This is a genomic window from Flavobacterium sp. (assembly GCF_043722275.1).
GTDB lineage: Bacteria > Bacteroidota > Bacteroidia > Flavobacteriales > Flavobacteriaceae > Flavobacterium.
The window spans coordinates 1-12,195 of the sequence record NZ_JAYSPC010000120.1 but is presented as its reverse complement, the minus strand read 5'-3'; the positions used below and the strand labels follow the sequence as shown (position 1 = coordinate 12,195).

General features: G+C 32.8%; 13 protein-coding genes and 1 pseudogene. 4 read left to right on the top strand and 10 right to left on the bottom strand.

Annotated features, from left to right (window positions below; all coding sequences use genetic code 11):
- The 10 genes from ACHZDT_RS15190 to ACHZDT_RS15145 form a co-directional block, all read right to left on the bottom strand.
- The coding region (locus tag ACHZDT_RS15190; RefSeq protein WP_394775468.1) for a sterol desaturase family protein at positions 1-886 on the bottom strand (886 nt) is incomplete at its 3' end.
- A 153-nt stretch (positions 887-1,039) separates the two neighbouring features.
- Complete coding sequence (locus ACHZDT_RS15185; protein WP_394775467.1) at positions 1,040-2,326, bottom strand: Glu/Leu/Phe/Val dehydrogenase; 1,287 nt, start codon at positions 2,324-2,326, stop codon at positions 1,040-1,042.
- Between the two features lie 452 nt (positions 2,327-2,778).
- The gene (locus ACHZDT_RS15180) at positions 2,779-3,633 is read right to left on the bottom strand and encodes an EamA family transporter (protein WP_394775466.1); all 855 of its coding nucleotides are present in this window, start codon (positions 3,631-3,633) and stop codon (positions 2,779-2,781) included.
- Positions 3,634-3,943: 310 nt separating this feature from the next.
- On the bottom strand, positions 3,944-4,537 hold the full coding sequence (locus tag ACHZDT_RS15175) for a 2OG-Fe(II) oxygenase (protein ID WP_394775465.1): 594 nt from the start codon (positions 4,535-4,537) through the stop codon (positions 3,944-3,946).
- Between the two features lie 339 nt (positions 4,538-4,876).
- Positions 4,877-6,340: an AAA family ATPase gene (locus ACHZDT_RS15170; protein ID WP_394775464.1), complete on the bottom strand. Its 1,464-nt coding sequence runs from the start codon at positions 6,338-6,340 to the stop codon at positions 4,877-4,879.
- A 201-nt stretch (positions 6,341-6,541) separates the two neighbouring features.
- Complete coding sequence (locus ACHZDT_RS15165) at positions 6,542-7,660, bottom strand: VWA domain-containing protein (RefSeq protein WP_394775463.1); 1,119 nt, start codon at positions 7,658-7,660, stop codon at positions 6,542-6,544.
- 106 nt (positions 7,661-7,766) lie between these two features.
- Positions 7,767-8,144 carry a YchJ family protein gene (locus tag ACHZDT_RS15160; RefSeq protein ID WP_394775462.1) on the bottom strand — a complete coding sequence of 126 codons (378 nt, stop codon included), beginning with the start codon at positions 8,142-8,144 and terminating at the stop codon, positions 7,767-7,769.
- Positions 8,134-8,361 (bottom strand): hypothetical protein, encoded by a 228-nt coding sequence (locus tag ACHZDT_RS15155; protein ID WP_394775461.1) that lies wholly within the window; start codon positions 8,359-8,361, stop codon positions 8,134-8,136. Before ACHZDT_RS15155 ends, ACHZDT_RS15160 begins: the two co-directional genes overlap by 11 nt.
- Before the next feature lie 67 nt (positions 8,362-8,428).
- Positions 8,429-8,575, bottom strand: coding sequence for a hypothetical protein (locus ACHZDT_RS15150; protein ID WP_394775460.1), 147 nt, complete (start codon positions 8,573-8,575; stop codon positions 8,429-8,431).
- Positions 8,575-9,117, bottom strand: coding sequence for a hypothetical protein (locus ACHZDT_RS15145; RefSeq protein ID WP_394775459.1), 543 nt, complete (start codon positions 9,115-9,117; stop codon positions 8,575-8,577). The genes ACHZDT_RS15150 and ACHZDT_RS15145 overlap by 1 nt, the downstream gene beginning before the upstream one ends.
- An 86-nt stretch (positions 9,118-9,203) precedes the next feature.
- On the opposite strand from ACHZDT_RS15145, the gene ACHZDT_RS15140 reads away from it, so the two are divergent.
- From ACHZDT_RS15140 to ACHZDT_RS15125, 4 genes and pseudogenes are all read left to right on the top strand, one after another.
- Positions 9,204-9,455, top strand: a complete 252-nt coding sequence (locus ACHZDT_RS15140; protein WP_394775458.1) for a hypothetical protein — start codon at positions 9,204-9,206, stop codon at positions 9,453-9,455.
- Positions 9,456-9,985: 530 nt separating this feature from the next.
- A complete protein-coding gene (locus tag ACHZDT_RS15135) occupies positions 9,986-10,426 on the top strand; it encodes a KTSC domain-containing protein (RefSeq protein WP_394775457.1) in 441 nt (146 codons plus the stop codon).
- Positions 10,427-10,685: 259 nt separating this feature from the next.
- Positions 10,686-11,447, top strand: coding sequence for a DUF4369 domain-containing protein (locus ACHZDT_RS15130; protein WP_394775456.1), 762 nt, complete (start codon positions 10,686-10,688; stop codon positions 11,445-11,447).
- An 18-nt stretch (positions 11,448-11,465) separates the two neighbouring features.
- A pseudogene (locus tag ACHZDT_RS15125) lies at positions 11,466-11,852 on the top strand (TlpA family protein disulfide reductase); the annotation flags it as partial.
- Positions 11,853-12,195: the final 343 nt, after the last annotated feature.

Here is a 12,195-nt window from a genome sequence, read left to right as displayed (position 1 = left end):
GAAGTCTTTGATGGGGATTTGTTTTATCCTGTAAAAAACGTTTTTCTAAGGTTGGACGAATATCCTGATCCATGTGTGCGGGACTTCCAAAAACGGCTTTCCATTTTGCCTTAAAACCTTCGGATCGTTTCCATAATTCATAAATTTCGAAGTAATAATGAAAATGCTGCCATAGGAAACTATAACTTTTTAGCGGATGTGTTAATCCGTATTTTGGTTTTTCCTCTTCGGCCTGAAAAGTCCCAAAAAGCCGATCCCAAAAGGTGAACATATCTCCGTAATTTTTGTCTAAATATTTCTCGTCAGATGCGTGATGAACGCCGTGAACTGATGGCGTTACCAGAACATACTCAAGCCATTTTATTCGACCAATAACTTGTGTGTGCGTAAAAAACGAATAAGCGCCGTGAACAATCAACATTGTAATTACCATTGACGGATGAAAACCAACTAACGGAAGTACGCACCAAAAACCGGTTCTGACAACGGCCTGAAAAGTTGTAATCCTGGCTGCAGCGGTAAAATTAAACTCTTCGCTGTGATGATGTACAATATGTGCCGCCCAGAAAAAATTAACTTCATGCCCTAATCTGTGGTACCAATACCAGACAAAATCAGTGGCGAGAATTAAGGCAAACCAAATAAAAACATTACTCGGAATATCAAAAATTCTATAGTTGTCATAAATCAAATAATACAATTGATAGAAACTTGCGGCAATAAATAAATTGATCAATCGCTCTGCAATGCCAATGCTAATATTTGAAACTGAACTTTCATAATTAAAAATTTCCGGTCTCTTTTTGCGTTTCGCTAATTTATATTCTAAAAATAAGAAGAGAAAAAAAGCAGGCATTGCAAAAGCTAGAAAATTAATATGTTCCATTTTAAAAATTACTTTTTTTGATTATAAAAAACTCAAATACAATTTGCTATAAATTTTAAACAAAGATATTTTCATCAATTAACAATCAATTTTCTTCTGAAAATCAAATCATTAACTGATGAAAATAATCTTTAAAATTATAAAACCTACTTTTTAATTCTGCTTAAACTTCGGTTCCTCTAATGCTACTTCTTTTACAGCTTGAGTATCGGCTACTTTTTGTAAAGCGATGATATAAGCGGCAATACGTGGGGTTACGTTATGTTTTGCTGCAACTCTAAAAACAGTTTCAAAACCTTTTTCTAATATATCCTCCAAACGAGTATTGATCTGGTGAATTCTCCATGACTCTAAAAGTGAATTTTGAAGCCACTCAAAATAAGAAACCGTAACGCCTCCCGCATTTGCCAAAATATCAGGAACCACTAAAACATTGTTATTGTGCAATATTGCATCAGCATCTGATGAAACTGGTCCGTTTGCGCCTTCAAGTATAATTTTTGCACGAATATCATTCGCATTTTTTTGTGTAATAACATCTTCTTTTGCAGCCGGAATCAACACATCAACTTCTAATAATAGCAAGTCTTCGTGTTTGATGGGAACTGAATTTGGATATCCTTTAATACTTTTATTATTGAGATTATAATATAAAATCAGTTCCGGAATATTAAGTCCGTCAGGATTGTAAAAAGCTTCGGAAACATCACTAACAGCGACTACTTTTAGTCCTTTTTCGAACAAAAACAAAGCCGAATGCAATCCTACATTTCCAAATCCCTGAATCGCAACGGTAGATCTTGCAGGTCTTAGTTTTAATTTATGAAGCGCTAATAAAGTGATAATACTCACGCCTCTTCCTGTTGCTTCTACTCTGCCTAAAGATCCTCCTGAATGCAAATGTTTTCCGGTTACAACGGCATGAATTGTTTTGCCGTGAACTATTGAAAACTCATCCATTAACCAGCCCATTTCGTCAGGACCAGTTCCCATGTCCGGAGCCGGAACGTCTTTTTCAGGTCCAAAAATATCTGCTAAAGCTTTTGTATACGCTCTGGTAATTTTTTCTAATTCGGTTTTAGAAAGTTTTTTTGGATCACAAATGATTCCGCCTTTTGCTCCTCCAAACGGAATTCCCGTAACGGCTGATTTCCATGTCATCCAGGCAGCAAGGGCTTTTACTTCATCAAGATTTACGCCTGTATCATAACGAATTCCACCTTTTGATGGTCCTAAAGCCGTATTATGAATTACGCGATATCCTTCAAAATTTTGTTCTGTTCCGTTGTCTAACGTGATAGAAAAATTAACGACGATTTGTTTTTCAGGTCGTTGTAGTTTCTGTCTGATCGATTCATTTAAATTTAGAATGTCAGCAGCGATATTAAAGCGATCAATCATTGATTGAAAAGGATTCTGTTTTATTAATTCTGCACTCATGATATATTTTTTTAATTTGGGTTATTTGGTATCTTATTTTTGAAGCTCTTATATCCAAGCTGTTATTATTTCTTCTTCATTAATAATTTACAGCTGCAACATGGAATTTTCATCAGGCAGCACTGCATCATTATATTGGTATTTCTATTTGATCTCATTTATTTATTTTTTACTAATTCTAAAAAAAGCCTTTCATGGTGCATGAAAGGCTAAAAAAAAAATAACTAACAAGTACTTTCTCTATTAACGCCATCTCATCGCATAGTTCGTCATGCAACACATCGTGAAGCTGCACATGAACGGGATGATATTTAGACTATAGTTTTTCATTGTTACTGCAAATCTATAAATATATTTCTTAAATTCTATAGAATTAGTAGAGTTTATTTTCGATATAATGATAAGATAACATAAAAACAGCTGTAAATTAAAGGCTTAAGGCTTAAAAAAAATTATTTGAATTGTGAAATAACTATAAAAAAAATTGAAATTAAAGCTAAAAAGAGACCTATAAAATTAATTTTGGATAATTTTTCTTTAAAAAATAGTAACCCAACAAGACTTCCTAAGATGATAACGCCCATATTCATTCCTGCAAAAACCGTTGATGGATTTTCGGCGAAAGCCTTATGTGCTTTTAAATAAAATAGGATATTTCCAAAATTAAAAATTCCCACGAAAATCCCGAAAAGAATATTTTTAGGCTGTAACTTTATTTTTTTAGTCGTCATTTCGTAAATCGAAATTAAAATCGCAACTGCTAAAGAAATGCAAAAAACAACAAATAAAGAAGTAGGATAAGGCAAGGTTGTATAAATGGCAATTTGCTTGAAGAGAATATCAATTACTCCAAAACCTATGAAAACAGCAGTGGGAAAAAGCCACTTATTTTGGGTATTATCAGATTGCTTTTGCAGAATAAATAAAAGTGCCAGAAATCCTATTATAAGTCCAATAACTTTATATGAATTAAATTCTTCCTTGAAAATAAGCCAGGCTGCAATTATTGGTATAAACAGTGATAATCGTTGTGCTGCATCGGTTTTTACGATTCCCATATGTCTTATTGAAGCCACTAAAGACAACAATACAAAAGGTAATAAAACGCCAATTGCAATATAAATATTCCAGGGTGCATTTGAATTAACTTCCGCCAGATTTGGACTAAAAGTAAAATAACAAAGCGCTAAAGCAGTCAAATAATTTATTGCTACAATTTGAATGGGATTACTATTGTATTTACGGGTTATTTTGAAAATTACACCAACAATTACACTACAAAAAATACTTAAAACAAGAAACAGCATAGGATAGAATTTTGAACAAAAATAGTACTTAAAGTCTTTTGGTTTCATTTTTTTTTAACGCAAAGTTGCAAAAGCTTTATTTTGAACCTGTTTTGCAAACTTGAGGTAAAATTCTCATTTCGATGTAGAATTAATTTACCGCAAAGAACGCAAAGATTTTCTACTTGCAAGGGTTTTATATAAACACAAAGTTCGCAAAGCTTTGTGTGAAACTGCTTTGTGAACTTTTTATTTTTCAACGTAATATTGGGTAAAAATCTTAGCGTTCTTTGCGTTAAAATTCACCTTTTTTTTTGCATCTTTTAAAAAATTAATCACTTTTAAGCCAGCCCGTAATACTCATTCTGGTATTTTGAGTTACCAAAACTTCATGAACTAATTCGTTGCTTTTAAAGAATACCGTTTTGCCCTGAGTTGGTGAAATTTTTTGATTGTTGTTTTCCTGGTGAATCATTAATTCTCCTCCGTCACTTTCCTGCCAATTGCTGTTAAGATAGCTGATCATGGAATATTTTCGGCTTGGATTATTTTTAAACTGATCTAAATGTTTGAGATAAAAATCACCTGTTTCATACAAAGAATAATGAAATTCATAACCGGTGATTCCGGCATAACAGCTTTCGTTAAGGTAAATAATAAAGGCGTCGATTTGAGCAAAAAACTCATTTTCGAAAACATTATTATGATTTTTGTCCAGCCAATAAATAGAATCGCTCCTGATGGCGCCATCATAAGACAGTTTTTCTGAATTTCCTATTCCTGCTGCCTGTAACAAACTTTTCTGATTTAAATCGAGTAAATTCTGCTTTAAATTATTGGCTAATTCAGCACTTAAAAAATGTTCTGAAATTCCTACTTTGTTCTCAATATAACTCGCAATCAAATCTTCGAAACCATTTTCCATTTCTATTTTGGGGAAACTGCAAATACAGTCAACGGAGCAAGGTAGATGAATTTAAACTGGTAATAGCTTTATTCTCAATAATAAAAATTTTGAAATATAGTTTGCTAACTTCTATAAATAGTAAACCCGACAGGTTTTAAAAACCTATCGGGTTTGACGCAATCTTTGTCATCCGACGAAAGGAGAAATCACACTAGAAGCTCCGCAAAGATTGACGATTTTCTTTGGCGAATACTTGATGTGATTTCTCCCTTCGGTCGAAATGACAAACTACAGAAATAGTAAACCCGACAGGTTATGAAAACCTGTCGGGATTGACATAGAAAATAATATTTTATTTTACAATTTACTGATATAACTTCCGTACATATCTTTAAACTGATGCCCTTGCGCAAAACGGTCTTTGCTTAATTTTTTATATTCGACTAATCCCCATAAAATAAATTCTTTGAAGAAATATTGATCGTTTTTATCTAATTGAGGCTGATATTTTTTCAATATAATATCTAATGGCGTTACTTCGTCAAGAATCTTTTTATAGTCTTCGTCTTTAGCATCATCTAATAATTCAAAACCGCTTTCGGCAAAAAACCATTCGATCAAATCAGAATATGGTGTTTTTGCATCTGGCTTTTCAAGCTTTTCTATTTTAGGTAAAAGTGTTGGAAACAAAGTTTTAATCGCTGAACCTATTAAATTCTGTGCAACTGCGGCAGCTCCCTCCTGCTCTCCTTCGTAAACTAATTCTACTTTTCCTGTAATCGCCGGAATAATTCCGATAAAATCAGATAAACGTAAAGTTGTTTTATCAACTCCTGATTTTAAAGCTCGACGTTCTGCGGTGCTCATTAAATTCTCAAAAGCCGTAATACTCATTCTCGCACTTACTCCGCTTTTATTGTCGATGTATTCGCTGTCACGAGCTTCAAAACTTATTTGTTCTAAAATGTCTTTTGCCAAACTTGGCACATGAACCAATTTGTGTTGCGTTTCATCTAACTTGGCTTCTTGTTCTGTAATCATCCTTGCAATAGCAACACTTTCAGGATAATGTGTCAGGATTTGAGATCCAATTCTATCTTTTAACGGCGTTACAATGCTTCCACGATTCGTATAATCTTCTGGATTTGCCGTGAATATAAATTGCATATCAAGTGGCATTCTCAGTTTAAATCCTCTAATTTGAATATCACCTTCCTGCAAAATATTGAACAAAGCTACCTGAATTCTGGCTTGTAAATCTGGTAATTCGTTTATGACAAAAATACAACGGTTCGCTCTGGGAATCATCCCGAAGTGAATTACGCGATCATCTGCATAGGATAATTTTAAATTTGCTGCTTTTATAGGATCTACGTCTCCAATTAAATCGGCTACAGTTACATCCGGTGTTGCTAATTTCTCAAAGAAACGTTCGTTTCTATGCAACCAGGAAATTGGTGTTTCATCACCTTTTTCATTAATTATATCTTTTGCAAAACGAGAAATCGGATTTAACGGATCGTCATTAATTTCTGATCCCGCCACAAACGGAATGTATTCATCTAATAATTCGACCATTTTACGAGCCAAACGTGTTTTAGCTTGTCCGCGCAATCCTAATAAATTGATGTTATGACGTGATAAAATAGCTCGTTCCAATTCTGGAATTACTGTATTTTCGAAACCATGAACGCCTTCAAAAACCGGTTTTCCGGATTTTATTTTCTCACGTAGATTATTTCTTAATTCGTCCTTGATACTTATACTTTTATATCCAGCGGCTTTTAATTGACCTAATGTGTTTATATTTTTTATTTCCATTTTATGAAATATGTATTTTGTTATTTTATTGTTTTTGTGAATGACAAGGAGATTGTGTCATTACTTTGTGTAAGACGCACTGCTGTGCGCCTCTACGATATGCGTTATGTATAAAATCTTTGAACAAAATGCGCTTCGACTTCGCTCAGCGTGACAGCTGAAAACCTTTGTCGCTTTGTTACTCTGAACCTTTGAACCTATTTAACGAACTCTTTTCTTCCTGTTTGTTTCATAATCTTCAAAAATCATTTCTCCTAAACCTTTTAGTCCGGTATAAAATGCTTTTCCCTGATTGGCTTCGGTAAATTGATTGACAAAACGCTGTAAATACGGATCGTTTGCGATCATAAATGTCGTAATTGGTATGTGTAATTTTCTGGCTTGTTGTGCCTGCGTGTAACATTTATCGACAATATATTCATCGAGTCCGTTACTGTTCATATAATAGGAACCATCACGTTCTCGCACGCAACTTGGTTTTCCGTCGGTAATCATGAAAATTTGTTTGTTGGTATTTCGCTTTCTGCGCAAAATATCCATTGCTAACTGAAGTCCCGCGACCGTGTTTGTGTGATACGGACCAACTTGTAAATATGGCAAATCCTTTATTGGAATTGTCCATGCATCATTTCCGAAAACTAAAATATCCAGCGTATCTTTTGGATAACGCGTTGTGATTAATTCGGCTAAAGCCATCGCTACTTTTTTGGCTGGCGTGATTCGATCTTCGCCATACAAAATCATACTGTGACTTATGTCGATCATCAAAACGGTGCTCATTTGGGCTTTGTATTGGGTTTCTTCGACAACCAAATCATTTTCGGTCAGCATGAAACTTTCAACACCATTGTTGATTTGTGCATTTCGTAAACTTTCAGTCAATGAAATACGTTCTAATCCATCGCCAAAATTAAATTCGCGGAATTCTCCCGTATGCTCATCACCATTTCCGGCATGTTTTGTTTTGTGATTTCCGTTTCCGGAACGCTTTAAATTTCCGAAAATTTGATCCAATGCTTGTTGACGAATCGCGCGTTCTGTTTTAGCAGTGATTCCAAAACCTCCAGTTCCGTCCTTCTTAACCTCGTCTTTTATGTAACCTTTCTTTTTTAAATCTTCGATAAAATTATCGATTGTGTAGTTTTCGTCGGTCAGTTTATATTCTTTGTCCAATTCCCGAAGCCAGTCTATAGCTTCATCAAAATCGCCCGAAGTATGGGTGATTAGCTCTTTGAAAATGCCAAAAAGTTTTTCAAACGGAGACTGAAATGGGGCTTCGTACGTCTTAAAATAAAAACCTTTTTTAAATTCGTTTTTCATAATTCTAAAATTACGCTATTTTAGAATTATGAAAATAGAAACGTTTATTAATTTTTAGTTAAAGTATTTGAAATAAATTAACTGATATTGGCAAGAATAATATCGATTATTCAAACTTTCCGTCAACGTAATACCATGCATTATTTTCAAATTTAAATGTCGAAAATTCATAATGTATTTGAGGTTGATTATTTGAATCCAAAAAATAGGCTTTAAACTCTACTGTATTTTCAGAAGAACTTAAAATTTCTAATTTTTGCCATTTATTACTTGTCGCCCATTTTAAAATTTCTGCTTTTGAGTAATATTTTCTTTCGGAAACATAAGTAGTTTCCAAAAGATAATCGGCATTATGAGTTCCATACGCCGAATATCGAGAACGCATTAAAGATAAAGCTGTTGGCGCTTTCTCATTATTTTCAAGATATAATCCGCAGCACTCTTTAAATAATAAACCTGTATCGCAAAAACATTTATTCTCCATCAACTTGTTCTTCGCCGTTTATTTTAACGTGTAACTGATTCAATAAAACCTGATATCTGCTGATTTCTCTTAAATCTTCATCTTCTTCTGCATGATCCAGCATTTCGTCTAAAGTTTCATTTACTTCAAGCAATTTATTATTGGCTTCTCTATTATTTTTTGCAGCAAGTAAATCAATAATTTCCTGTACGCTTACTTTTAAATCTTCGAATTTCATATGTCTTGTTGTTAATTTTTGTTTCAGGTTTCAAGTTACTTAGCGTAAAAACTTGAAACTATTTTTTTTACTCTTCTTTTTTGTCTTCGTTAAACTTTTTGATAATTTCTTTCAATTTTTCTTTGCGTGAAATTACAGCTTGTTTGGCTTTATCTTGCGCTTTATGAAGTTTATCATTGTGTTTTTTGATGTTTCTGTCGTTGTTGCGTCCCATTATATTTCTCTTTTTATTTCGTCTAAAGTTTTCTCGGTGTAAATTAATTCGGTGATAATTTGCTTTCGTAAATCATCAATATCGTCATAATCAAAATGTTTTGCCCATGATGTTAATTGCTGCAAGTTCCTGATTTGTTTGATGCGTTTTGTGGTTTCAAAACTGGTTCTTAAAATTGCTTTATTATTATAATCAGGATTTTTTTTATGCTGATATGTTACGGTATTTTTATCAAAATTGGCTTCGATATAATATAACTTTTCTTCGGCATTATCAGGATAAAATTCATTCCAATTGGCAAAACCAATTTTAGTTTTCGATTCGGTTTCCGGTTCACGAGCCACTAAACGCCATTTGCTGTTGGCTAATCTACCCCAATGATTTGAAACGCGATACATTCCGGCTTCGGTATAATAATAGGTGCTTCCGGCTTTGCTTTCAAACTGTTTCTTTAAACCTTCTATTTCATTTGAAAGTACTTCGTGAAAAACACAAAATGTATTTTTGAACGAATTAGGATGTGGCTTGAAGTTTTTTTGCATGTGCAAATATACTGAGATTGTCAAGAACTCCCTAAAACAAACATAAATTGATTAACTTTGTACCTTTAATTTTAAAATAAAAAGTCATGTCTAAGGATTCACAAGAAAAAATGTTGCAAAAAGGAGTTTATACTGGCATCATGGAAAAAGATGAAAACAATAATTATTTTTGTGGTGAATATCTTTTGGATTATAAAATCGCACATGCTAATCATGCTATTGGTGATTTGATTACCATTAAATCGATTATTGAAAACCCAAGTGATATTAGTTTTAATAAATATCCAAAGAAGTCTAAGAATTTTCATAAAGCGAATCAGAAACCTGAGGATAAATAGGATTTGTTTCAGGTTTTCCTTGTTTCAAGTTGAAATGAGAATTTACCGCAAAGTTGGCAAAGTTTTTTGTCTCACATTGCGGTTATAAAACACAAAGTTCGCAAAACTGGTTCAATACAAAGCTTTGCGAACTTTGTGTTTTTACAGAACCTCCAAATTAAAAACTTTGTGTTCTCTGCGGTAAAAAACATTTTAAACTAAATTTCTAATTTGAACCTAATACCATAGCCCCGATAGTAGTGGAAATCCTTTTATACTGAGGTTCAGCATAAAAGATTACTTCACATTGCATTTATTTAATTGGAGTTCAGTGAACTTCGTTTGTAACGGAGAGCGGGAAATAGCTCCTTAATATTACTATGGAAGATAATACATGGCTTTTTAGCACTTACAATCAAAACTTTAGATATTTTTTGAATATTTTTTGCTTCAAAAGTAAAAAGTTAAAAAAAAGTGTACCTTTGCAAAAAATTTGTCTTTTGAACAATTAATTTCAATTTCAAACTAATAGACAAGTAGTTACCTTATTTATGAAAAAAATAGTTGAATACCGCAAGTTACTAAACGTAGACAAAACTGCAGAGTTAAAAGATTTAAAAACGATCTATCGTAATGCGATGAAAGAATCTCATCCTGATAAATTTCAAGGTGATGACGCTGGATTGAAAGAAGCAGAAGAAAGAAGTAAGGCTATAATTGAGGCTTATCACTTTTTGGTAAGTATTAATCCTGAAACGATTAAGGCTAATTTACCGGAATATACAGAGACTATCGCAACTTCGGCAATTACTGATTATAAATTTGTTGAAGGTCGTTTGATCATCGATTTTTCTAACGGAAGTGTTTACGAATACATTAGTGTTCCTAAAGCTACTTACGTGAAAATGGTTAATGCTGATTCTCCTGGAAGATTCGCAAAAAGACACATTTTGAACTCTTTTACTTGGAGAAAGAAAACTAATCAAGAATAGTTTTATACCTAAATATTTACAAAAGCACTCTGTTATAAGAGTGCTTTTTTTATGCATATAAATTAAAAAATTATCTATTTAAACTCATAATAATAATATAATTAAGAGTTTTAAATCAAATCAACCCTGTAAACACACTGATTAGATGCGAATTAAGCTTAAAAAAACTATAACAAAATTTTAGGTTACAAAATTCTGTAAGTTTTAGATTTTTAGATACTTTTGTTGCACAAATCAATTAACTAATTAATTTTTTATAATGAAAAAAATACTTTTTTTACTAACCGCTTCTGTAGCGATTATTTCATGCAGCAAAGTTAAAGACGGAGAATATCTAATTACTGGAACTGCAACAGGAATAGAAAACGGAAAAACAATCATTCTTCAAGGTCAGGATCCTACTACTAAGATGGCAGTATCTCTTGATACAGTAAAAGTTGAAAACGGTAAATTCGAAATAAAAGGAAAAGTAACTGAGCCGGCTTTTCATACATTAATTCTTCAAGGTGCTAACGGACCAATTCCTTTTATATTAGAAACTGGAGAAATTAATATTGCAATTGATAAAGATAGTATCCATAAATCTAAAGTTTCTGGTACTTATAACAATGAAGAGTATGTGAAATTCAACGAAGATTTAACAAAAACTCAAAAAAGTTTAGTTGATTTTCAGAAAAAAAATACTCAGAAAATGCAACAAGCCCAACAAGCTCAGGATACTGCAACTATCAATGGTTTGATGAAACAATACATGACGCTTCAAACTGAAGTTCAGGCTAACTCAAAAAAGAAATATTTAGCTTACGCTGAAAGTCACCCAAAAGCTTACATATCTGCTTTGATTATTCAAAGTATGGTTGCTGATCCTACTGCTGATATCAAAAAGACTGAAAGCTTATACAATGCTTTAGATGAGTCTTTGAAAAACAGTACTCCAGGAAAAGAAATTAAAGCAAAATTAGGTCAAGCAAAAATGCCTGCAGTTGGTGCGTCAGCAGCTCCTGTTGGTAGCCCAAACTGAAGAGCAGATTTTTCAGCTCCTAATCCGGAAGGAAAAGTAGTTTCGCTTAAACAAAGTTTAGGTAAAGTAACTATTGTTGATTTTTGGGCTTCATGGTGTGGACCATGCAGAAAGGAAAATCCTAATGTTGTAGCTATCTATAAAGAGCTACATTCAAAAGGACTGAATATTGTTGGTGTTTCTTTAGATAAGGAAGCAGCAGCGTGGAAAGAAGCTATAGCAAAAGATGGTTTAGCATGGACGCAAGTTTCTAACTTAAAATTTTGGGAAGAACCTATTGCAAAACAATACGGAGTTGAATCTATTCCGGCAACATTTATTCTTGATGCATCAGGAAAAGTGGTGGCACAAGATTTAAGAGGACCTGAATTAAAAGCAAAAATATTAGAGCTTTTAGCTAAATAATATTCATTCTCAGAATAAAAAAATCTCCCTAGTGGAGATTTTTTTGTTTAATATCATTTGATAAATTAATTTAAAAAACGATAATCACAGCTTATATTGTTTTTATAAAATTTTAAAGAAGGAACTTTAAAAGATTAAATACATTCATTGTTTTACAAGATAAGGCCACAAACAGACTAAAAAGAAACTGTAATAAAGATGATTTATACAAACTTAAGTTTTAAGCTAAAAGTTTAAGCTAATCCCAATCGCAAAATAATAGGAATTAGAATCATGTTTTGTCAACTCTTTTATTATTTTATCCAAAAAAAAACTTTATGAAAAGACTAAAGAGATACCAAAT